This is a genomic window from Frischella japonica (assembly GCF_014489845.1).
In the GTDB taxonomy this organism is placed as follows: Bacteria; Pseudomonadota; Gammaproteobacteria; order Enterobacterales; family Orbaceae; genus Frischella; species Frischella japonica.
This window is the reverse complement of the sequence record NZ_JABURY010000019.1, coordinates 99,722-124,499: the sequence shown is the minus strand read 5'-3', so window position 1 is coordinate 124,499 and position 24,778 is coordinate 99,722. Positions and strand designations below refer to the sequence as shown.

Sequence of the window (24,778 nt, the reverse complement as noted above, 5' to 3'; positions counted from 1 at the left end):
TAAAAAAAGGTAAATATTATGAAAAAATTGTTATCAATTATAACGTTAAGTGTAGCATTGTTATTTACGGGGTTAGTACAAGCAGAAATGAAAGTTGCGATTGTCGACGTTCTTACTGTTTTGGATAAGATGCCGGAATCGAAGAAGATTATTGAACAGTTAAATAAAGAATTTGAAGCACGCCAAAAAGCACTACAAGCAGAAGAGGTGAAAGCCAAAGAAGCTGCGCGCAAATTGGAAAAAGATCGTATAACATTATCTGCCTCTGAAAGAAATAAATTAGAGAATGTTTTTGTTGAGTTCCGAAAAAATCTTGGAGAATTCAATTACAATTATGAGCAACGTAAAAAAGAAGAGTTTGCAAAATTATTTGTTCAAATTGAAAAAGCAGTACGAGCTGTAGCTGAAGCCGATAAATATGACTTGATCTTAAATACAGAAACAGTCCTATATTTAAATGACAAAGTTGATGTCACCGATAAAGTTTTAGCAAAGGTTGTTAAATAATGACTTCATATACCCTAAAAGCGTTAGCTGATGAATTAAATGCTACCTTTCGTGGTGATGAAAATATAACCATTGATGCTATAGCATCAATGGCTAATGCTAAGCCAGGACAAATAACTTTTTTGGCTGATAAAAAGTATCAAACACAATTGCAAAATTGCCAAGCAAGTATTGTCGTGTTAACGGAAGAAAGTCTTGAGCATTGGAATGGAGCAGCATTAATTGTTGCAAACCCATACTTAACTTATGCTAAGTTAGCTCAATTATTGGATACTACACCATTACCAGCTAATGATATTGCACCTTCAGCTGTAATTTCATCACAGGCTAAGTTAGGAAAAGATGTTGCAATCGGTGCTAATGCGGTCATCGAAAGTGGTGTCTGTTTAGGTGATAATGTCATAATTGGTGCGGGATGCTTTATAGGGAAAGACACAATCATTGGTAAGAATACCAAATTGTGGGCTAATGTTTCCGTATATCATAATGTCCAAATTGGTGAAAACTGTTTGATACAGTCGGGAACAGTTATTGGTTCAGACGGTTTTGGTTATGCTAATGACCGTGGCCAGTGGATTAAAATACCGCAACTTGGGCGAGTTATTATTGGTAATAATGTTGAAATTGGTGCTTCAACTACAATCGATCGAGGGGCTTTAGATGACACCATTATTCATAATGGTGTCATTATTGATAATCAATGCCAAATTGCACATAATGACCAAATTGGTGAACATACAGCTGTGGCTGGCGGTGTTATCATGGCGGGTAGTTTAAAAATAGGCAAATATTGCTTAATCGGTGGTGCAAGTGTTATCAATGGGCATATGGAAATTTGCGACAAAGTGACTATTACAGGAATGGGGATGGTTATGCGTCCGATTTCTAAACCTGGTGTTTATTCTTCTGGTATTCCTTTGCAAGATAATAAAATCTGGCGTAAAACAGCTTCACTAGTGCTACATATTGATGAGATGAATAAACGGTTAAAATCACTCGAGAAAAAACTGTTACAATTGGCAGTATAAATATTCTCGACGTAATAGATATCGGGCTGTATAATGCATGCCTATTTTGTAAACTCTTGGTGTTTGTTGCATTTATTGTTGTTAGTTATGTAATAAACATATTAAATTAAGATTCTGAGGTATAAAAAGATGCAAGTTTCGGTGGAAACAACACAGGGATTAGGTAGACGTTTGGCGATTACTATTCCATCAGAAGAGATAAAAAAAGCGGTACAAAAAGAAGTTGTAAATACGGCAAAGAAAGTCCGTATTGATGGTTTCCGAAAAGGTAAAGTACCTTTAAAAATTGTTGAGCAACGTTTTGGCGCTTCTATTCTTCAGGATGCTTTAAGTGAATTAATGCAACGTAATTTTATTGAAGCGATTATTCAAGAAAAGATTAATCCAGCTGGTTCGCCTACTTATAATCCTACAGAATATAAAGATGGTGAAGATTATCACTTTACAGTTGAATTTGAAGTTTATCCGCAAGTTGAAATTAAAGATCTTGATAAAATGGAAGTTGAAAAACCAGTAGCTAATATTGGTGATGCTGATGTTGAAACAATGATTGAGACATTGCGTAAACAACAAGGTACCTGGAAAGAAGTGGCAACCGAAGCGAAAGAACAATCACGTGTTGTTTTAGATTTCTTAGGCACTGTTGATGGTGAAGAGTTTGAAGGTGGTAAAGCGACAGACTTTACTTTAGTATTAGGGCAAGGTCGTATGATTCCTGGTTTTGAAGATGCAATCCTAGGCCATAAAGCAGGTGAACAGTTTGATATCAATGTAACTTTCCCAGAAGATTATCATGCGGAAAACTTAAAAGGTAAAGCGGCTAAATTTGCTTCTACATTGAAAAAAGTTGAAGAGTTGGAATTACCCGATTTAACTGAGGAAGTCATTAAACGTTTCGGTATTGCTGATGGTACGCTAGAAGCTTTGAAAGCAGAAGTACAAAAAAATATGCAACGCGAATTGACGGCAACTATCCGTAACAAAACAAAAGCTGCAGTGATTAAAGAGTTAGTAAAACATAATAATATTGACGTTCCAACCGCATTAATAGATCGTGAAGTTGATGTATTAAGAAAACAAGCAATGGCACGTTTTGGCGCTAATACAAAACAACCGGTTGATTTACCACGTGAGTTATTTGCCGATGAAGCGAAACATCGTGTAGTGGTTGGTTTATTATTCAACGAAATTATTGAAACTAATAAACTGGAAGCAAACGAAGAGCGCGTGAAAACATTGATTGAGGAAATTGCTACCGCTTATGAAGATCCTCAAGAAGTCATAGCTTATTATAATGAAGATAAGAAAGCATCAGAAAATTTAAAAGCAGTTGCTTTAGAAGATCAAGTAATTGACTTATTACTTGAAAAAGCAAAAGTAACTGAAAAAACATATTCATTTTCTGAGTTAATGAACCAAAAACCGGCTTAATAAAGTTAGTTTTTGATTTTTTTAAAATTATAGCCCAAAATGAGAATACTCTTTTTTGGGCTGTTTTGTTAGTTAAGGAGAAAAAATGTCTTTTAACAACACTTCTATTGAAGAAAGAATGGCAGTGATCCCAATGGTTGTCGAGCAAAATTCACGTGGTGAAAGAGCTTATGACATTTATTCTCGTCTTTTAAAAGAACGTATTATATTTTTAACTGGTCAAGTTGAAGATAATATGGCTAATTTAATTGTTGCGCAAATGTTATTTTTAGAGGCAGAAGATCCAGAAAAAGATATCTATCTTTATATCAATTCACCAGGAGGTGTCATTACTGCCGGCATGTCTATCTATGATACGATGCAATTTATTAAGCCGGATGTAAGTACAATCTGTTTAGGTCAAGCTTGTTCCATGGGCGCATTTTTATTAACAGCGGGAACTAAAGGTAAACGTTATTGTTTACCCAATGCACGAGTGATGATTCATCAACCGTTAGGGGGTTTTCAAGGGCAAGCTTCGGATATTCAAATTCATGCACAAGAAGTTTTGAAAATTAAAAATAGAATGAATGAATTGATGGCTTACCATACTGGACAGAAAATTGAAGTAATAGAAAAAGACACTGACCGCGATAATTTTATGTCAGCAGAGCAAGCCGTAGAGTATGGGTTAGTTGATGCTATTTTTAATAAACGTGCTCAATAGCTTGGTTTTTGAGAAATATAATTAATGTTTTTCAATCAGAACTTTTTGTAAGGATAAACTGGCATACAAAGTGAACTTTTGGTCTAAATATGACTATTTAAGATCACATTAGCTAGTTTATGATATCATTAACCATTAGTTCATTTTGGTTAATTGAATTTTTAACTCGTTAATTTATGTTTATTCTTTTAGAAATAGGAATAAATAACATAAAGAAACGTTATTTAAGTGGTTAACTCTTAAATTAAGAGTTAGATATGATGATTCAAAATGAGTAAATCAATTTATTTGTAATCGATAGGTGGATGTAGTGAATAAAGAGAATTCCGGTAAATTACTTTATTGTACCTTTTGTGGGAAAAGCCAACATGAAGTAAAAAAGCTAATTGCAGGGCCATCATCAATTTATATTTGTAATGAATGTATTGCATTATGTAATGATATCTTACAAGAAGAGACAAACACCCTTTTTGTTGACGATACTTCAACCGAAAAGGCTTTACCAACTCCACATGAAATCCGCGCTCACTTAGATGAATATGTCATTGGTCAGGATCAGGCAAAAAAAGTATTATCTGTTGCTGTTTATAACCATTATAAACGAATCAGAGCGCCGAAAAATGAAAGTGGCGTTGAATTAGGGAAAAGTAATATTCTTCTTATCGGACCAACGGGAAGTGGTAAAACCTTACTTGCAGAAACTTTAGCGCGCTTTTTGGATGTTCCATTTGCTATAGCTGATGCGACAACGCTAACGGAAGCGGGGTATGTTGGAGAAGATGTTGAAAATATTATTCAAAAATTATTACAAAATTGTGATTATGATGTTGAAAAAGCGCAACGAGGAATAATTTACGTTGACGAAATAGATAAAATTTCCCGAAAATCTGATAATCCATCTATTACGCGTGATGTATCAGGTGAAGGTGTACAACAAGCATTATTAAAGATTATTGAAGGTACGGTTTCCTCGGTACCACCTAAAGGTGGTCGCAAGCATCCGCAACAAGAATTTTTGCAAGTTGATACTTCAAAAATTTTATTTATTTGTGGTGGTGCGTTTGCCGGACTTGATAAAGTAATTGAAAGAAGAGTCTCGGTAAACAGAGGTATTGGATTTGGTGCTGAAGTTAAGAGCCAAAAACAAAAAGAATCCGAATCTCAGTTATTTGCTAAAATTGAGCCTGAAGATTTAATTAAATTTGGTCTTATTCCTGAGTTCATTGGCCGATTGCCTGTTATTGCCGCTCTTGCTGAGTTAGATAAAATCGCATTGATTAAAATTTTAACTGAACCGAAGAATGCACTAACTAAACAGTATAAAGTATTATTTGATTTAGAAAATGTTGAATTAGAATTTACGGATGAAGCACTTGATGCGATCGCTGAAAAATCGATGCAACGTAAAACAGGTGCAAGAGGTTTAAGATCGATTGTTGAAGGAGTGTTACTTGAAACAATGTATGACTTACCATCGTTGAAAAATGTGAAAAAAGTGGTTATAAATCAAGAAACAATCAAAAATTCGACCACACCAGAAATTATATATCATATTTAATCCTATCCCAACACACTTGAAATTTCAGGTGTGTTGATTATTCTTTATTTATCAGAGATCTGCATCTTACCATTTTTCTTTTATTCTTAGTTATTAGTGTTAAAATGAAACGTTATTATATACATTTAATAATAACTTATAACAGATTTTGCCTCCTTCAATGAGCAATATTAATTCTATATGTTGAATTTTAACAAGAATAATATGAGATTCAATAAATAGACTTGAATATTCATTATTGACCCCAATATAAGCTTAATATTAAGTAACGCTACTAGAGAGAGTTATATGAGAACAAAACAATCAAAACAGATGATACCAATATTGCCATTAAGAGATGTGGTCGTTTTTCCACATATGGTTATGCCTCTGTTTGTGGGAAGAGAAAAATCAATTCGTTGTTTAGAAAAAGCAATGGAAATGGATAAAAAAGTCTTTTTAGTAACTCAAAAAGATGCAACGCAAGAAGATCCACAAGAAAGTGATCTTTATACAGTAGGGACAATCGCTGAAATTTTACAACTCTTAAAGTTACCTGATGGTACGATTAAAGTTTTAGTTGAAGGGACACAAAGAGCTAAACTTATTGAAATCGTTGATCAAGATAAAGAAGAATTTTTTATTGGACGTATCGAACCTGAAATAGCCACTAAAAGTATTGAAAATGAAGCATTGATACGTGTAGTATTATCGAATTTTGAAGAATATTCCAAATTAAATAAAAAAATCACTCACGAAGTTGTAGATTCTATTCATCATATTCAGGAACCTGATCAATTAGCCGATTCTATTGCCGCAACGTTATTTATTAAAGTTGATCAAAAACAAGAAATTTTAGCAACGCTGGATTTAGAGAAACGTTTTGAACTTTTGGCTTCGTTAATGGAATCTGAAATTGATTTATTAGAAGTTGAAAAAAATATTCGCCAGCGCGTTAAAGAGCAAATGGAAAAAGCGCAAAAAGAATACTATCTTAATGAGCAAATTAAAGCGATTCATAAAGAATTGGGTGATCTTGAAAATAAACCTGATGAATATGAAGAGCTAAAAAAGAAAATTGAAAAAGCTAAAATGCCAAAAGAAGCCACTGAAAAGGTTATGGCTGAGCTTAACAAATTAAAAATGATGCCAACTATGTCTGCAGAAGCCACTGTTGTTAGAGGTTACATCGATTGGATGTTACAGTTACCGTGGCATAAAAAAAGCAAAGTTAAGAAAAGTATAAAAGAGGCTTTAAAAGTTCTTGATCGTGATCATTATGGCTTAGAACGTGTAAAAGACCGAATATTAGAATATTTAGCTGTACAAAGCCGGGTAAATAAAGTGAAAGGTCCAATTTTATGTTTAGTTGGACCACCGGGGGTTGGTAAAACTTCATTGGGGCAATCTATTGCCAAAGCCACAGGACGTGAATATGTCCGTATGGCATTAGGTGGTGTGCGTGATGAAGCTGAAATTCGTGGGCACCGAAGAACTTATATTGGCTCAATGCCTGGTAAATTGTTGCAGAGAATGGCAAAAGTTGGTGTTAAAAATCCGCTTTTCTTGTTGGATGAAATCGATAAAATGGCTTCCGATATGCGTGGCGATCCTGCTTCAGCGTTGCTTGAGGTTCTTGATCCTGAGCAAAATAATGCTTTTAGTGACCACTATTTAGAAGTTGATTATGATTTATCGGATGTGATGTTTGTGGCAACCGCAAACTCAATGAATATTCCAGGACCATTGTTAGATCGAATGGAAGTGATTCGTTTATCAGGTTATACCGAGGATGAAAAACTAAACATTGCTAAGCAGCATCTTATTTATAAACAAATTGAGAATAATGGTCTTAAACCTAGTGAGATTATTATCGAAGATTCAGCAATTATCGGTATTATTCGATACTATACCCGTGAAGCAGGCGTTCGAAGTTTAGAACGTGAAATCGCGAAAATTTGCCGCAAAGTGGTTAAGCAATTATCGTTAGATAAAAAACAGAAGAAAGTAGTTGTAAATCAAAACAATTTAAAAGCATTTTTGGGAGTACAGCGTTTTGACTATGGCAAAATTGATAGTGAAAACCGTATAGGGCAAGTGAATGGTTTAGCATGGACTGAAGTAGGTGGTGATTTATTAACAATCGAATCGGTAAGTGTGCCAGGTAAAGGTAAATTGACTTATACAGGATCGTTAGGTGAGGTAATGCAAGAATCGATTCAGACAGCATTAACAGTTGTACGATCTCGCGCAGAAAAGTTAGGTATTAATACCGATTTTTATGAAAAACGTGATATTCATGTTCACGTACCTGATGGCGCAACGCCAAAAGATGGTCCAAGTGCTGGTATTGCGATGTGTACTTCTCTGATTTCTACTTTAACGGGTAATCCAGTTAAAGCCAATGTTGCCATGACTGGAGAAATTACACTAAGAGGACAAGTTTTACCAATCGGAGGCTTAAAAGAAAAACTTTTAGCTGCTCATCGTGGAGGAATAAAAACGGCAATTATTCCAATAGACAATGTTAAAGATTTAGAAGATATCCCGGATAACGTTAAAGCTGCATTGGATATTCATCCTGTGAAATGGATTGATGAGGTATTGACTATCGCACTGCTTAATAATCCATTCGGAAGTGAACCAGTGAAGGTTGCTAAAACGTCAATTAAACGGACAACTAAAAAATCAAAGAATGATCTTTCCAACTTAGGAAGATTAAATTAATCAAAAACCTATTTAAAAAACCAGCATAAAAGCTGGTTTTTTTGTAATGTCATTTTTGATTAAATATCTAAACTTATCATTAGGTATAGCAGATATACAAGATGGAAAACCACATATTATATTGCTAGTTAAATCACAAATATTAAGAATGATAAGAAAAATAACAAAATGGTTTTCAAACTATTAGGAAATACTATCACTGATTGTCTTATTAAATATTTATTCATGGCATAGTCTTTTTACCAATTATTACTAATTCAGGAAAAAACTATGAAAAAATTTAAAGTGTATTTTAATGTTATTATTTTATTATTATTAACTATTAACTTATCTCCTACAGCTATGGCTGAACAACAAACATCAGAAAATAATCCCCCTAATCAAATTGCGCAAATGGCAACGGTAAATATTAATACTGCTTCAGCAGAAGAATTAGTAAAAGGACTAAATGGCATTGGTTTAAATAAAGCAAAAAAAATTATTGAATATCGGGATAAGTTCGGCCCCTTTGTTACAATAGAACAACTTAAAGAAGTATCAGGAATTGGTCAATCGATACTTGATAGAAACAATGGTAAAATTTCGCTGTAATATACTGATAATTCAAATTAAATTAACGCTATTAAGTTGGATAAATTTAATAGCGTAATTCATTGAATATGAGGGTAATTCCATATTTTAAATAAAACCGATAATCAACTGTAAATAGTATGATCTTAATGATATTTTTAGTTATTTTCTTTAATGAATTAGATTCAAATTGTTGTATAAGACTTTTTAAGTAATCCTATAACCGTTAGGAATTTTATGTATCATTATTTAATAATGGATTACCACTGTATCTTAGTTACAATAGTCAGTATAATCAGCCGAAATTGATTAAATTATTAATAGGTTAGTAAATTATGTCATCATGGAATATTGCCGTAGTTGGTGCGAGTGGTCAGGTAGGAAAAGCCTTAGTTGATTTGTTACAATTTAGCAACTTATCGATTGATAATATTGGATTAATTGGCAGTGATAATAGTGAAGGTGAAACCGTTCGTGTATCAGGTAAAAATCTCACGATTGAAAATATTAACACAGTTGACTGGTCACAATATCATATTGCATTTTTTGCCGTTAATCAGTCTGTTTCTCAACAATATGCTCGTTTAGTTGCACAGTCTGGATGTATAGTAATTGATGCTTCTGGTTGTTTTGCACAAGAAGATAATATTCCCTTAGTTTTACCGAGGATTAATGATAGTTTATTAGCGGATTTTCGTAATGAAAATATTATTGCGGTAGCTAATCCGGTTGTTAGTCAGGCGCTGAGAACAGTTGCAACATTAACAGATATACGGCAGTTATTACAATTGCATATTACTAATTTAATTCCGGCCTCATTTTATGGTAAAAATGGAGCTGAACAATTAGCCAATCAAAGCGCACGTTTGCTTAATGGATTACCGGCTGAAAATGAACTTTTTAATAAACAAATGGCATTTAATATTTTGCCACTAAATAATGCGCTGGCAGATGAGGTGACTATTATTGAGGAAATTAGAAAAATAACCGGTGATTACCAGTTATCAATAACGATTGATGCAATGTTGGTCCCAGTATTTTATGGCCTAACCCAATCCTTGACTTTTACTTCTTCAACACCTGTCAATATTGATTTTGGTTACGATGATAGTTTTGGCTTGGAATATGGTGTCACGCTTATGACTTCTGATTATCCAACACCAGTAACACAAGTTAAAGCTGAACAAGAAGGGTTGCAATCGATTCATCTTGCTGATATTCGCTATAATCATGGTCATTCTGAGCAAATAAAATGTTTTAGCGTGAGTGATAATATTCGTTTTTTAGGGGCACAAATTTTATTAGAAACGGCCGAAAAATTACTTACCGAATATTTATAATTGCGAGTTACCATAATGAAAGTGGCATTAGGTATAGAATATGATGGCAGCCAATATTTTGGCTGGCAAAAACAACAACGTGTTGTTTCTATTCAAGCAACATTAGAAACTGCATTGAGTAAAATTGCGAACGAATCTATTTCAATTTTTTGTGCCGGTCGAACTGACGCTGGTGTCCATGCTACTGGGCAAGTCGTTCATTTTGAAACGCAAACACAACGATCGATTACTGCATGGACCTTTGGTGTAAATGCTAATTTACCAGCTAATATAGCGGTTAAATGGGCACGAATTGTTGACGATGATTTTCATGCTAGATTTAGTGCATTGGCTCGTCGATATCGCTACATTATTTACAATCATCCTCTTCGGCACGGCATTCTCAATAAGGGGATTAGCCATTATTATCCAGACTTAGATGAAAATAAAATGCATAAAGCTGCCCAAGTTTTATTAGGTGAAAATGATTTCAGCGCATTTAGAGCTGCCCAATGTCAATCTTTGTCTCCATTTAGAAATGTACATCATATTAGGGTAACTAGACAACAACGTTATATTGTTATTGATATTCAAGCTAATGCATTTGTGCACCATATGGTCAGAAATATAGTTGGTAGTCTGATTGAAGTTGGGAATGGTCATCAATCTGAAGAATGGATACAATTTTTATTATCCTCAAAAGATCGAACATTAGCCGCTGCGACAGCTAAACCAGAAGGACTCTATTTAGTCGATGTGATCTATCCTGATCATTTCCAATTACCTAAAAATTCATTAGGTCCTTTATTTTTATGAATTTATTGATTAAGTCTGGTATCTGAAAGTGATGTTAATTTTTGCTTAGAAATTATGCTAAATTTAAAATATTTATTAAGTAACGGATTAAAATAATATACAATAGGAAATATTTTAAAGTTGATGTTATTACAATATGTGCTTGTATAGTACTTTCAATATGCTACTAGAAGGTTAATAATGAGTTGGATTGAAAAAATTCTGAATAAGAATAATATCTCGTCGAATCATAAAAAAGCAAATATCCCTGGTGGGGTTTGGACTAAATGTCCTAGTTGTGAACAAATTATTTATCAAGCAGAACTTGAACGCAATTTAGAAGTCTGTCCTAAATGTGATCATCATATGCGAATGCCTGCACGTGTTCGCTTATATTATTTTTTAGATGAAGGTTCTGATATTGAGCTTGGTACCGATTTAGAACCCAAAGATGTACTAAAATTTAAAGATTCGAAAAGATATAAAGATCGTTTAACAGCAGCACAAAAAGCAACCCATGAAAAAGATGCCATGATTGCTATGAAGGGCACTTTATTTGGTATTCCTGTGGTAACCGCCGCTTTTGAATTTTCTTTCATTGGTGGTTCAATGTCATCTGTGGTCGGTGCGATGTTTGTCAGAGCAGCAGAGCAAGCGATTGAAGATAAGTGTCCATTAATTTGTTTTTCAACAAGTGGTGGCGCTCGTATGCAAGAAGCCTTATTTTCACTAATGCAAATGGCAAAAACCAGTGCAATTTTAGCCAAAATGCAAGATGAAGGATTACCTTTTATTTCTGTTATGACAGATCCAACAATGGGTGGCGTTTCAGCAAGCCTTGCCATGTTAGGTGATATTAATATTGCTGAACCTAAAGCTTTAATTGGTTTTGCCGGACCACGCGTTATTGAACAAACGGTAAGAGAAACACTTCCTACCGGTTTTCAACGAAGTGAGTTCTTACTCGAAAAAGGTGCATTAGATCTCATCATTCATCGTAAGGATATGCGAACAAAAGTGGCTAGTATATTGGCTAAATTGATGCGATTACCCGATCCTTTTAATACCGCTGCTGTGGAAGTTTCAGTGGATCAAAATTAATTGTAGCTTATATCATGAATATAGCGAAGTCAGAAAAACCAAATGCCAAGTCAACGTTAGAAACTTGGCTTAGTTATTTGGAACAAATTCATCCTATAACAATTGAATTAGGTTTGGAAAGAGTCAGTCAAGTTGCTCAACGATTAGATATAGGCAAACCGGCTCCTTATGTGTTCACTATTGCTGGTACTAATGGTAAAGGGACAACTTGCCGTACCCTTGAAATGATTTTATTAGCTGCAGGTTTACGGGTTGGCGTTTATAGTTCTCCTCATATTTTACGATATACCGAACGTGTTCGTATTAATGATCAGGAGCTACCTGATACACAGCATACTAATGCCTTTAATCTCATAGAACAGGAACGTCAGGATATCTCACTGACTTATTTTGAATATTCGACCCTTGCAGCCTTATTAATGTTTAAACAAGCCAATCTTGACGTTGTGATTTTAGAAGTCGGTTTGGGCGGACGTTTAGATGCTACCAATATTGTTGATGCTGATGTAGCGGTCATAACCTCAATCGCATTAGATCATGTAGATTATTTGGGTAATACGCTTGAAAGTATCGGGCAAGAAAAAGCCGGTATTTTTAAACAAAACTGTATTGCCATTGTCGGTGAACCTAATACACCTCAATCTATTATTGCATGTGCAAAGAAAAAACATGTTCAATTGCATATTTGCGCGCCTAACTTAGGTTTTGACTGGCAATATCGTTTAATTAACGACCGGATTTGGCAATTTCAATCATCAAAAAACCATTATAATAATTTGCCAGTACCAAAAATTCCTTTAGCGAATGCAGCAACAGCCTTAGCTGCGATAAGTTATTCACAATTAGATATTGATTCAGAGAGTATTTATCAAGGTTTAGCTAATACCGCATTAACCGGCAGATTTCAAGTTATTCAAGAAAAACCATTAGTTATTATTGATGTTGCACATAATCCTCATGCTGCAACGTATTTAGCCAATCAATTGCAAGAATGCATTATACAACGTGGCAACATTAAAAAACTACGGTTTGTCATTGGGATGCTAAAAGATAAAGATATCAAATCGACTATTGCTGCTCTGCATGCTGATTATTGGTATTGTGCATCATTGTATGGTGAAAGAGGTGCAAAGGCTGGTGATATTGCTGCCTTTATTGATCAATCCGTCGCGACTGTATTTACTTTTCCATCCGTAAAATCTGCTTGGGAGCAGGTAAAATCGGATGCAGATGATGATGATATTATTGTTATTTGTGGTTCATTTCATACCGTATCAGATATTTTAGGAATCGTTAAAAATGATGAGCAGTAAAATTAGAAATCGACTAATCGGGATTATCTCTTTAATATTGTTTAGTTTAATTATTGCCCCCTATGTTATAACTGACAAAACCAAAAAAACTACCACTACGATTCCTTTACTCCCTTCAACGAATAATCTCGAAACAGACAATAACCAGTTATCACCGTCTGCATCACTTGATAATAGAAATAATATTGATTTTCAAGTGAATAATTCTGATCAACATGAACAATATCCTGCCAATAATCAAAGTAGCTATTCACCGAGTGATAAAGGCTATGTTATACAATTAGTTGCTTTAAAAAATAAACAAAAAATTGATGAATTAATCGCTCTTTTACGTTTAAATAATTATGATGTTTACACCGTTCCTCAAGTTGTTAAAGATGGTCAGCTTACACGATTATTAGTTGGAAATTATCAAACCCGAGAACAGGCTGATATGGTTATTATTGATTTAGAGAATTTGACTAAACTTAAAGGCTATATATTACAGTAGAATAGCAATAAAATTGTCATTTTTTAGAGGAATCTATTTGTAGTGAATTGGATAGATATTATTATTCTTTGTGTTATTGGCTTATCAGCTTTAGTTAGCCTATTACGTGGTTTTGTTAAAGAAGCGTTATCGTTAATCAGTTGGATTAGTGCATGTTTTGTTGCCAGTCAGTTTTACTATCATATAGCTGACTATTTAACCTATTTTGATAATGGATATATTCGTAATATTATCGCTGTCATTGTGCTTTTTATTACAACAATGATAGTTTGTAGCGTGGTGAGATATATCATTTGCGAAATTATACATCATGTGGGGTTATCAACGATTGATCGGATTTTGGGTACGGTGTTTGGTGTGTTACGCGGTATATTGATTGTTACAGCAATATTATTCTGTTGTGATACATTTACCTCATTATCACAGAGTTTAATGTGGCAAAATTCAATTTTAATTCCCCATTTTGAATATTTAATTCATTGGTTTTTTGGAGTATTTTAAAGTTCAACCGCTTTATTAGCAGCGCATCAATGATAATAATTAATTTATTGAGGGTTAGTTTATGTGTGGTATTGTAGGAATTGTTGCTTTTAGTCCAGTCAATCAATCTATTTATGATGCTCTTACTGTGTTGCAACATCGTGGACAAGATGCAGCAGGAATTGTAACCATAGATCAGCATAATTATTTCAGATTACGTAAAGCCAATGGATTGGTACAAGATGTATTTCAATTGCAACATATGCAGCGGTTACAAGGAAATATCGGAATAGGGCACGTGCGTTATCCAACCGCAGGTAGTTCTAACGTATCAGAAGCCCAGCCATTTTATGTTAATTCTCCATATGGTATCACACTAGCTCATAATGGAAATTTAACTAATACTCGTGAATTGCGAGAAACAATATTACAAAAAGTTAGACGGCATGTTAACACACAATCTGATTCCGAAGTATTATTAAATATTTTTGCCAGTGAACTTGATAAGTTTTCTACTGCGCGATTAACCCCAAATAATATTTTTTCGGCAATTTATCAGCTTAACAAAATCATTAAAGGTGCTTATGCATGCGTGGCAATGATTATCGGCCATGGATTGATTGCTTTCCGTGATCCCAATGGGATTCGTCCATTGGTCATAGGTAAACGGGTTATTGATGGGCATACAGAATATATGGTGGCTTCTGAAAGTGTTGCATTAGATACGTTAGATTTTGAATTTATGCGCGATGTTAAACCGGGTGAAGCGATTTATATTACTTATGATGGGCAACTTTTTGCACAACAATGTGCTGATCAAGTTGAATTTTGTCCATGTATTTTTGAATATGTCTATTTTGCTCGTCCGGATTCATTGATGAACGGGATTTCAGTGTATCAATCACGAATTTTAATGGGACAAAAGTTAGGTCAAAAAATCGCGCGTGAATGGCATGATTTAGATATTGATGTGGTTATTCCAATACCAGAAACATCATGTGATGCAGCATTAGAAATAGCCAGAATTTTAAACAAACCTTATCGACAAGGATTTGTGAAAAATCGCTATGTAGGACGTACATTTATTATGCCAGGTCAATCAATTCGTCGTCGTTCAGTAAGACGGAAGTTAAATGCTAATCGGATTGAATTTGAAGGTAAGAATGTTTTATTAGTTGATGATTCCATTGTACGTGGTACCACTTCGCAAGAAATTATTGAAATGGTTCGTTCTGTCGGTGCTAAAAAAGTCTATTTGGCTTCAGCTGCCCCTGAAATACGTTATCCAAATGTGTATGGAATTGATATGCCAGCAGCAGAAGAACTAATTGCTTATAATAAGACGATTAATGAAATAGCACAAAAAATAGGTGTCGATAAACTTATTTTTCAAGATTTAAAAGATTTAATTGCTGCGGTCAATGAAGGTAATCCTAAAATTACCGAATTTGAATGTTCTGTGTTTGATGGTCATTATATAACAGGAGATATTACTAAATCCTATTTATCTGCTCTTGAATTAACCAGGAGTCAGAAAAATTCAACATTGTTTAATAAAGAAGCAGAAAATTTAGAAATCTATAATGTCGATCAATAACTAAAGATTATTGACATATAAAATTATAATTTATTTCACGATTAAAAATACAAAATCGCGTCAATAGTATTATTGATAAAGGAATAAAATAAATTTGGTTAATTTTTATCTCAATTTTCACTAAACCACCATTCACAAATAAACAATCCGCGAAATCAATAAGGTAGTAAACGGATTGTTTTCAAAAAAGAAATAAAAATCAGTTTTATAAATTTAAGTTATTATTAGAATTAATTATTTTATCTAGATTATTAAATATTTGTTAAGTAATTTTTACAAAAATATGTTACTAAATTACAAATATGTCATATTTTTTTTAATCGTAACCAGTTGAATTATAAGGAATATAATCATTTGTCGCTTATAATTAATACCAATAATAACAAAATAGTTATTGATTGTTTTGTTAAAATATTATAAATTTGACGGAAAATTATAAGAATTTTTGTATGAATTTTTGATAAAAGCACATAATTATAAAAAAACATGAGCAAAGTTAAGGAATTACTATGATAAAGAAGTATTTTAATTTAACTACTGTTGCAACATTTGTGATTGTGACTTTAAGTTATAATGCTGCTTATGCTAAAATAAGTGCTAATTCTACAATAACCAATAATTATACTAACAGTTCTGAAAAAACTGAAGATGCTGTGCGAATTTTTATCAATGATCAACAACGCAGCCTGTATCAAATTGCGCTATTGAGTAGTATTTCCATTATGGAATTACGTGAACTTAATAAAGGTGAATATGATAATGTTGATGTAGTTAAAGAAGGTCAAAGCATTATATTGCCCGCTAATTCGCCATTATTGCCACCTCTTATTGCGGAAAGTAAAATTGAGAGCGAAAATAAATATAACCTCCCTAGTTTGGGATCTTCCGAAACGGTAGATAATAAAAAAGCTTCGGATAATGAAGTCATCGAAACTCATTTAGCCAATGCATTGCAATTCTTGGGGCAACAAGATTGGGAAAATATGTCTTCCAGTAGAATAAAAGATGAGTTACACACTAATGCTAAAGATTATGCTGAAAGCTATATTCGAAGCCAAGTCCATAGCCAAGTCATCGATCCTATTCAAACAGCTGCGCAAGACTTCTTAGGTCTTTTTGGAACAGCACAATTATCATTCGATGTGAGCGATCAAGCCAGACTAAATAATGTAAATGTAAAATTATTTAGTCCTTGGTACGATTCTGATCGAACATTGATCTTTTCACAATTAACCTATCAGGAATACGAAAAAGATCGCCGGATTGCTAACTTTGGTATTGGTCAGCGTTGGGATGTGGCTGATAAGAGTTGGTTATTGGGTTATAACGTATTTTTTGACCATGATTTTAAACGTAATCACAATCGTTTAGGTCTTGGTTTGGAAGCATGGTCGGATTATATGAAATTTGCGGCTAACTACTATATGCCATTATCCGATTGGAAACATTCTAAAGATTTTGATGATTATCTAGAACGTGCAGCACGAGGATTTGATATTCGATTCCAAGGGTATTTACCATCTTATCCGCATTTTGGTGCATCTTTAATGTTTGAGCAATATTATGGTAAAAAAGTTGCTTTATTTGGTAAAGATAATTTACAAAAAGATCCTTATGCTTTAACAGTCGGTATTGATTATACACCTGTTCCATTATTCACCATTAAAGGTGAACATAAACAAGGTAAAGACGCTAAGAAACAAGCTAAAGTTGAAATGACGATGAATTATCGCATTGGCGTACCATTAAAAGATCAGTTGGATCCAGATATGGTACAGGTGGCTCGTTCACTTAAGGGTAGCCGTTATGATCTGGTTGATCGTAATAATTTTATCGTTTTGGAGTATAAAGAGAAAAAATTCAGTGTTGATCTCGCTGCATTGGGTGAATTTGAGGAAGGTATCAGCATTCCGCTTTCTATTGCAGTACATAATGCCAAAGATGGTATTACAATATCACCAACTTCTTGGAACACAGTGAGTGGTATTCTCGATTTTAATGCATTATTTAATGATGGTGGTGATATTTGTTACGAACGACGTGTTAATAATAGTCCTTGTCAAGCCGGTAATAGTGCTAAGGTTATTACGGTTAAGGATGTTGAACATTGGTCAATTCTTGTTCCATCGTATATTAATCAACAAGGTATACGCAATCCAGCGCCATCAACAACGAAAACAGCGGGCCGTTATGAAATTGATGTTAAAGTTACCGATGGTAAAGGAAAAATAGCTCAATCTAATACAACTTGGTTATCCATTAAGCCATCAATTACGCGCAGAGAAATAAAGTTACGTAACATTTCCACTGTTGTCGGTACAGGTGAACCAGTTGGTTCAAGTCTACAAACAGCGGCCAGAAACGATGGTGTAGATTCAGTATTGTTAGAAGTTACCTTATTTGATAACAAGGTAGGTTCATCGTTTAATGATCCAACTATTTTAAGTGATTATCCTAATTCATATAATATTGATAAAATTAATCAATATTGGTCAGCGGTTACCGCTACTGATAATCGAAGCATCAACTTTATTGATGGTTCAGCAACAGGAGCTCAATGTCCGAGTGATCAGGATTGTTTATTAGTTAAATCCATCAATCCGGTAGCTGGTACACCTGATAAGTACTTGCTAGAAATCGCAACAACAGCAGCCTTGAATCAAGTGAATATCACAACTAAAGTGGCTCCATATGGTTCGGCAACATTACCGATTTATTTCGTGGATAGTAATAATTCGGCAAATTGGCTTGCGGTATATAACAAAGATACCGGTGAAATGGTTGCTTCAGGTAGACTTAGTTATAACACTAGTTCAATTATTGTGACGCCAGATAGCACACATCCATTCGTGGTTGATTCAACTTATGAAGCTAAAGCATATAATATTGATCCGAGTCAGAATGGGGCAATTACTATAAGAGCTAATTTTGTTTGGTCATTGGTTGGTGATAACAATGCAGCGTGTTCTAGATCAAATAATACGCAATTAAATGATTATATTGGTAATCCGAATGGACCATGGTTTAATGTAAGTTTAAGTGATACCTATACGATTAAAGGTTTAGTAAATGGTAAAATCAGTTTGGCAAGTGATGGTTCAACTGGTTTAGCCGTGGCGGGGAAAACTTGGGGCGCAGCGCATCCTCCTGTTTCACCAGCAGCATGTGCCGGGGATCAAGGCTTTCAATTACAAGTAACAACTTATTAAAAATAAGTTAATAAGTTTAGCTAAGTTTATATCATCAAATAAGCTTAGCTATTGAGCAGCAAACACCACCAGGTGGTGTATTTATATAAATACAACACAATATGTTGAAGATAAATGGGAAATTTAATTTATGAAAAATTTAACGTTAAAAAAAGTCGCTATAGGCTTATTGTTAGCAGGTTATAGCATTAGTGGAGCATATGCAGCAAATAGTATTACCACTGGAATTATTAAAGGACGTGCACCGCTCGTTAATGCTAAAAACAAAACAACAGCGGTCTATGATAAAAACAGTATTACTGTTAAACTTTTTGACAAAAACGATAATGCAGTTGCGCAGGCCAACACAGTAACTAATGGTTATAAAATTAGAATCTACTTTAATGTTGTTGACCAAGATGGTGATAAAGATAGCTTACAGCTAACTGCTAAAACGATTAAATTTGGTTATAATAAGCTTAAACAAGATCGTTCTAGGGAATTTGTTTGGGTAGCAAGTGGTAGTGTTGGTACGGACAATGATGGTGACTATGCTCAGTGGATCATACCACAAGATGCGGTTGGATCTCATATTTACTATGAAATTCTTGCAAATACAGATTTTGGTAATCCGTCCGTAGCAAGTCAGTATGTATACGGTGATGTATTTAAATCAGACGATGCAGGCCTTAAAGATAATTCGGGGGACACACCAGCTGCGACTAATGTAGGTTCCGGTAGTACTGATATTCCGTCCATTACCAATGGTGAAATTGGTCTAGATAGTGACTCATATACGATTGAGCTTTACGCAATATCGGTTAACAGTGGTGTCATAACTTATAGCGCTAATAGTATTGGTGCTAATGATTCCCCAGTTGTTGGTCTATTATATGCACCAAAAGTTACTTCTACCGAAATAACGAATGCGGATATAACGAATCAATTTAAATTCGAATGGAATTTAGTTGATTTTACCACCAACCGACAAGACATTGTTAATTCGGGTCAGCCGGCTAATGTTCCGACGCCAAGTCAACCAGACATAACTCAACTTGATGCTGTAAATGCGAGACAGTCATCAGGTGGACAGCAAATTGAAGGTCTATACTATCAGATCCCAGTGAATGGTCTAGTGAGTGCTAATGGACAAACTGTACAAAACTTGGTGGCAGGAGCGCAAGGATATAAACTTAAGGTAATTGCTTCTGAGGCAACGCCTACGAACTAAACTAATATAGGGTACTTGTTATAAAGAAACACCTTAATCGGTGTTTCTTCTACCTGAGTTTACGTTTTAACTGAAAATGAATAAGAGCATTCATAAAATTACTACTAATGTTATTAAACAGAATATATATATAATTTAAATGATCGTCACAAAGGAAGTATTTTCTATATGAAATATATAATATTAAAAGAAGTAGCTTTAGGAATGCTTTTAACAGGCTATTTTTTTAATGTGGCGTATGCCAGTGGAAACGATATCGCTGCGACAACAGGCATTATACGTGGTCATGCACCGTTAGTTAATGCGCCATCGAAGATGGTAAATAATACATCAATTTTTACTGCTAATTCTGTGGATATCACTAGTAGCAGGAATAATAATCAGCCACTCAAAGTTGGTGATACGCTTACGCTAAAATTCGTAGTGGTTGATAAAGATCTTGACGAAGATAAAGGTGGTAAACAAACACGCCAAACAGTAAAGTTTGGATATAAAGATAGCACTAGTGGACAATTTGTTTGGTCGGATAGTGGTATTACCTTCGAAGACAACCAAAATCCAGATTTATCGTCCGGTACCGTTAAATGGAAGATTCCTGCAGCTGCAGTAGGTTCATTATTAGCCTACCGAATTCAACCTAATACACCTTACGGTAATCCATCAAAATTTGATAAAGTAGTGGTTGGTTATGTTCACCAGATTACAGCGCCAGGTCTTTTTGATGAAAATTCATCTTCCGAACCTAGCGTTAATGATGGTACTGGTGGTACAGCTGTTAGCGGCGGTGTTGTGCGTCGTTTTGAGGACGGGGCGCAGATTAAGATTTATCGCGCAAATTTTAATAATGGTACGTTTACCATCGGAGATGAATTAGGGAATGGAATTCCAAAAGTGTTGGAATATTTCACGGTAAAAGTAATGTCAGAAGACAACACTGATATAACCGGATATTTTAACTATAAATGGTCATTGGTAAATCAAGACGTGAATGCTATAGGCGCCACTACATCCGCCCAAGATAATGTGGTAGATTTGGTTAGCATTAATACAACTATGGATCAACAAGGACCAACTATAAATGGTATTGTTTATCAAATTCCGGTAAATGGTAATTTGAAAATTAAGAATAGTTCTGATGTACAACTTCGTTATGCAGGTGCTCAAGGGTATTATTTAAGCGTTGATGCAACTTATAACGATACTGCTGTAATTAGAACTTCAGCTACTACAACGCAATTGGATGATAGTCCAGAACTTATTAGACGTTTATTAAGTGATTAATAAAAACTAATAGGAATAATTTAATTATTATTAGGCTGCCAACATCTATTGTTAAACTCTTAATCAAAAACACCTTTCGAGGTGTTTTTTGCTAAATCGCTATTATATTTAGCTTTTGTTCTTTAGCCAATCAAGTGAAGTTTCAAAGCTATTAGTGGAGAGACACATAGTAAAATTGATAAGATAAATTTGCTTTTAAAAACCTTTTCCTAATAAATCGGTATGAAATAAATATGCAAATAATAAAATGAACATGGATTAATTAATCTAACTAAGAGTCAAAATATCTGATAGATATGGGTTGCTCTGTTGCTAGAATAAATTAAGCCACTAATTTTCGGTCAAGTTGTGAACGATCGAATATCTACAAAAAATTATCTACTTGAATGGCAATAATTGTATTCTAATCTAATATAAAAAATATTGTGCTTCAATGGATGCTGCATATGTATGTCATCCTACTGCCAATATTGAACATTTATAAGGTTCATTAACATAAATTAATACATTAAAAAGAATAAATAATCTGTTTTTAAAAACTTTTAGCTGCAAAGGAAAAGGTTCTTGTAACATTACGGTCGTGCTTTTAGAGCCAGATCTGACTATTGCACACGCTGAACCATGAGATACAGTTGCCTAGACAAGCAGCAATAGATATGTAGGACCTTGATACAGTTTCATAAAAAGTTGCTCTTGATTTAGCTAAGATCGCTTTTATCAATGACGCAAAGGATTTGATTATAATTGCACCAGTGCAAGTAGTCGGCACTTACGATACTGAAGATGGCACTTGGTTATTGGGGAGGGATCACCCATCAGTAAGCGAACCATTAGGTGCGTTTGCTCGGCGAGTACGGAACTTTGGTGAATAATATCAGATGGAGACGCTAACTATACGTAAAATTGCTGCGTCTATGGATGACGTATGGGAGTTTGCTGCTCTTACATGTTTCCTCGGCGGTGGCGAAGTTGGTTAAAGTGGCCTATCGGGTTCAACTCGAGTGTTTATGGTATGGATCCGTGACGATGAGCAAAAAGGACTAACCAGCATAACTATACATTAAACTGACTGTCAGATTAGATATATCTATGAGTTGCAAAAGTATTAGTTTGAATTTAAGCTAATACAATTTAACTTTTATTTGCCCGATAGTTTTGTAAAATCACAAACCAACTAATATATCGGTAAAATTAAATCAAACCGCTTCTGTTCTTATTAACGAAAGTATAATAAATAAAATGACCGATTCTAATACAACATTAAAATTGATAAAAAGATTTTCCTACCCATTTTTTGGGGTTACGTAAGTTAATTATCTTATTTTTATAAACGTGCTAATTTTTCCTATAGCTAACATCATTATTAATTATTCAATGACCATATATCAATGGTTGATTTTGCCGCGGTTAATGGTTGATTAATCAGTAATAGCAATAAAAAACCATCCGTCAGGATGGTTTGAAAGTAACGATAATTAATCACATCAAATAACATAGTTATTTTTGCGAAAGCAATTCAATTTTTGCATTTGAACGAAGTTCATCAAGTACATAATCATAATTGATGGTTGTATAATCAAGTTGTAATGGCGTTGACAAATCAGCAACTTCACCATCTTTTACGTTGATTAAAACATATAGTTTAGCATTTGTTGGGGTTTCAATAGATCCGCCAAAAATTCTACCTGTTTTGGCGTTTGGCACCATGGCAAATATTTTATCGACACTGCTTTGATCAAGTAAGTTACTTTCATTATTAGTGCGTTTTAATGTTACTCGCTGCGCAAAGGCGATATCGCCATTGGAATTTTCGTTATTCATTTGTGTAACAATTGTATCAACAGCTTCAGAAAAATGCTCTTTCTTTTTCTGTGTGATTAAAAAGTCTTTAATTTGATTTTTAACTTCATCAAACGGCTTAATGCCAGCATCTTGATAATCAGTCACTTGGACAATAAAACTACTTTGGTATTCAGGGGCATAGATAATATCTGAAATGGCATTGGTTGGTTTGCCATCTTTTATCATTAAATCACTAAAAATGATATTACGAATTGTTTGGAATCTGCCGATTGAGTATATCTCATTTTCGGTTGTCCATTCTGATTCATTTATGTGAAGGCCTGATGCACGGGATATTTCCTCTAAAGTAGGTAGCTTAGCGGCTTTTTCCAAACGGATTTGTTGTTCATTGTAGATTTTATCAGCTTGTTCTTTTTTTAACACACTCTCTATGTTAGCTTTAACATAATCATAAGGTAATTTTTTTGCTACTTGAATTTCATCTAAACGAATAATATAGTATGAATTTGCCTGCTTAATGGGTTTAGAAATACTGCCAACTTTCGTTAGCTTTTGATTTTGTAAAAGCTCATTAACCGATTGTTCACTACTAAACCATCCTAAATGATCCATTTTTACCGCCAAACGTTTGGGAGTTGGCATAGCAATCAGACTTTGGTAGCTAGCTTGAGCTTTAGCTAGTGAATTAAATGACAAAATACTATAGGATTGCTTTGGTAATGACATCGTTCCCGGTTTACCTTCATTATAGTATTCTTGGATATCATTTTGAGAAATAGTAATATCTCTTTCAATTTCCGGATAAGGATTAATAAGATATTTCATTTTTAATCGAGCAGGATGTGTGTATGACTGCTTGTGAATATTATAAAAGTTCTCAATATCTTGATCTGAAACCGAAAAATCTTCTTTTAAATTGGATAAACTATAATCAGTTAAGTAGATAGTTCGAGTTTGGTTAATCAATGCAGAAATCTCGGAATCTTTGGGAACAACGAAATTAGTAGTAATTAATCCATTAATTAACTGACTTTTTTTCATTTCAGTGCGATATCCTGCAGCATAAACGTCCGGTGTCAGATTGTTTTCTGCTAGTAATTGTAAATAGCGTTGATTACTAAAATGATTATTTTCAAAGAAAATCTTTTGTTGACGAATTACATTTTTGATTTGCTCATCCGTGATATTTAAGGCAAGTGAATTGGCAAATTCATATGATAACACATCGTTAATAATATTAGATAGAACTGATTTACTGACCTCTTCGAGCAGAGGATCATCCGGTTTCAAATTCTTTGCCTCTTTCAAGACCATCTGGAGTTCTTTTTCGTAAACTTCCCGACTAATTCCTTCTCCATTAACTTTAGCAATATATAAGTTTCTATCGTTTGAGCTATAAAATCCAAATTGCAAAAAATTACCAAACCCAGTAAAAATAAAAGCGATAATAATTAAACCAAATATTACTTTAACAATAGTACTATTACCTGCCGTACGAATTTTTTCCATCATATTCCGTTATTCTCCATTGAATAATCTTCAGCTTGAAGTTTATTCATTGTAATGAGTGTTACTAACAACTTAATAAACATTTGTTAAATTATATCATATCTATCATGATTCGCTATTAAAGTTAATCGAACAATACTTGAGTTATCACGGCTAAATAACACA

19 protein-coding genes are annotated in these 24,778 nt (G+C 34.0%); 18 read left to right on the top strand and 1 reads right to left on the bottom strand.

Going from position 1 to position 24,778, the window contains the following annotated elements; all coding sequences use genetic code 11:
* Nucleotides 1-18 precede the first annotated feature (18 nt).
* The 18 genes from FcAc13_RS09855 to FcAc13_RS12145 all read left to right on the top strand — a co-directional run bounded on the left by FcAc13_RS09855 (nucleotide 19) and on the right by FcAc13_RS12145 (nucleotide 22,173).
* Nucleotides 19-507, top strand: a complete 489-nt coding sequence (locus FcAc13_RS09855; RefSeq protein ID WP_187756049.1) for an OmpH/Skp family outer membrane protein — start codon at nucleotides 19-21, stop codon at nucleotides 505-507.
* Entirely contained in the window at nucleotides 507-1,535 is a 1,029-nt protein-coding gene (gene lpxD / locus FcAc13_RS09850; protein ID WP_187756048.1) for a UDP-3-O-(3-hydroxymyristoyl)glucosamine N-acyltransferase, read from the top strand. The genes FcAc13_RS09855 and lpxD overlap by 1 nt, the downstream gene beginning before the upstream one ends.
* A 129-nt stretch (nucleotides 1,536-1,664) precedes the next feature.
* A complete protein-coding gene (tig, locus tag FcAc13_RS09845) occupies nucleotides 1,665-2,966 on the top strand; it encodes a trigger factor (RefSeq protein WP_187756047.1) in 1,302 nt (433 codons plus the stop codon).
* 85 nt (nucleotides 2,967-3,051) lie between these two features.
* Nucleotides 3,052-3,672 carry an ATP-dependent Clp endopeptidase proteolytic subunit ClpP gene (clpP, locus tag FcAc13_RS09840; RefSeq protein ID WP_255562893.1) on the top strand — a complete coding sequence of 207 codons (621 nt, stop codon included), beginning with the start codon at nucleotides 3,052-3,054 and terminating at the stop codon, nucleotides 3,670-3,672.
* 301 nt (nucleotides 3,673-3,973) lie between these two features.
* Entirely contained in the window at nucleotides 3,974-5,230 is a 1,257-nt protein-coding gene (clpX, locus tag FcAc13_RS09835) for an ATP-dependent protease ATP-binding subunit ClpX (RefSeq protein ID WP_187756046.1), read from the top strand.
* A gap of 288 nt (nucleotides 5,231-5,518) precedes the next feature.
* Entirely contained in the window at nucleotides 5,519-7,936 is a 2,418-nt protein-coding gene (gene lon / locus FcAc13_RS09830; RefSeq protein WP_187756045.1) for an endopeptidase La, read from the top strand.
* Nucleotides 7,937-8,206: 270 nt separating this feature from the next.
* A complete protein-coding gene (locus FcAc13_RS09825; protein WP_187756044.1) occupies nucleotides 8,207-8,527 on the top strand; it encodes a ComEA family DNA-binding protein in 321 nt (106 codons plus the stop codon).
* A 314-nt stretch (nucleotides 8,528-8,841) separates the two neighbouring features.
* Complete coding sequence (locus FcAc13_RS09820) at nucleotides 8,842-9,846, top strand: aspartate-semialdehyde dehydrogenase (RefSeq protein ID WP_187756043.1); 1,005 nt, start codon at nucleotides 8,842-8,844, stop codon at nucleotides 9,844-9,846.
* A 15-nt stretch (nucleotides 9,847-9,861) separates the two neighbouring features.
* Nucleotides 9,862-10,641 (top strand): tRNA pseudouridine(38-40) synthase TruA, encoded by a 780-nt coding sequence (gene truA / locus FcAc13_RS09815; RefSeq protein ID WP_187756042.1) that lies wholly within the window; start codon nucleotides 9,862-9,864, stop codon nucleotides 10,639-10,641.
* 180 nt (nucleotides 10,642-10,821) lie between these two features.
* A complete protein-coding gene (accD, locus tag FcAc13_RS09810) occupies nucleotides 10,822-11,721 on the top strand; it encodes an acetyl-CoA carboxylase, carboxyltransferase subunit beta (RefSeq protein ID WP_187756041.1) in 900 nt (299 codons plus the stop codon).
* A gap of 14 nt (nucleotides 11,722-11,735) precedes the next feature.
* Nucleotides 11,736-13,034: a bifunctional tetrahydrofolate synthase/dihydrofolate synthase gene (gene folC, locus FcAc13_RS09805; protein ID WP_187756040.1), complete on the top strand. Its 1,299-nt coding sequence runs from the start codon at nucleotides 11,736-11,738 to the stop codon at nucleotides 13,032-13,034.
* Entirely contained in the window at nucleotides 13,021-13,524 is a 504-nt protein-coding gene (locus FcAc13_RS09800) for an SPOR domain-containing protein (protein ID WP_187756039.1), read from the top strand. The genes folC and FcAc13_RS09800 overlap by 14 nt, the downstream gene beginning before the upstream one ends.
* A 42-nt stretch (nucleotides 13,525-13,566) precedes the next feature.
* The gene (locus FcAc13_RS09795) at nucleotides 13,567-14,025 is read left to right on the top strand and encodes a CvpA family protein (RefSeq protein ID WP_187756038.1); all 459 of its coding nucleotides are present in this window, start codon (nucleotides 13,567-13,569) and stop codon (nucleotides 14,023-14,025) included.
* Between the two features lie 61 nt (nucleotides 14,026-14,086).
* On the top strand, nucleotides 14,087-15,601 hold the full coding sequence (gene purF / locus FcAc13_RS09790; RefSeq protein ID WP_187756037.1) for an amidophosphoribosyltransferase: 1,515 nt from the start codon (nucleotides 14,087-14,089) through the stop codon (nucleotides 15,599-15,601).
* Nucleotides 15,602-16,110: 509 nt separating this feature from the next.
* Complete coding sequence (locus tag FcAc13_RS09785) at nucleotides 16,111-18,810, top strand: inverse autotransporter beta domain-containing protein (RefSeq protein ID WP_187756036.1); 2,700 nt, start codon at nucleotides 16,111-16,113, stop codon at nucleotides 18,808-18,810.
* Between the two features lie 130 nt (nucleotides 18,811-18,940).
* Nucleotides 18,941-20,020, top strand: a complete 1,080-nt coding sequence (locus FcAc13_RS09780; protein WP_187756035.1) for a hypothetical protein — start codon at nucleotides 18,941-18,943, stop codon at nucleotides 20,018-20,020.
* A gap of 168 nt (nucleotides 20,021-20,188) precedes the next feature.
* Nucleotides 20,189-21,301, top strand: coding sequence for a hypothetical protein (locus FcAc13_RS09775; RefSeq protein ID WP_187756034.1), 1,113 nt, complete (start codon nucleotides 20,189-20,191; stop codon nucleotides 21,299-21,301).
* A 734-nt stretch (nucleotides 21,302-22,035) separates the two neighbouring features.
* Nucleotides 22,036-22,173: a DUF6882 domain-containing protein gene (locus tag FcAc13_RS12145; RefSeq protein ID WP_223064584.1), complete on the top strand. Its 138-nt coding sequence runs from the start codon at nucleotides 22,036-22,038 to the stop codon at nucleotides 22,171-22,173.
* Nucleotides 22,174-22,798: 625 nt separating this feature from the next.
* On the opposite strand, the gene FcAc13_RS09765 is transcribed toward FcAc13_RS12145, so the two are convergent.
* Nucleotides 22,799-24,616: a SurA N-terminal domain-containing protein gene (locus tag FcAc13_RS09765; protein ID WP_187756033.1), complete on the bottom strand. Its 1,818-nt coding sequence runs from the start codon at nucleotides 24,614-24,616 to the stop codon at nucleotides 22,799-22,801.
* Nucleotides 24,617-24,778: the final 162 nt, after the last annotated feature.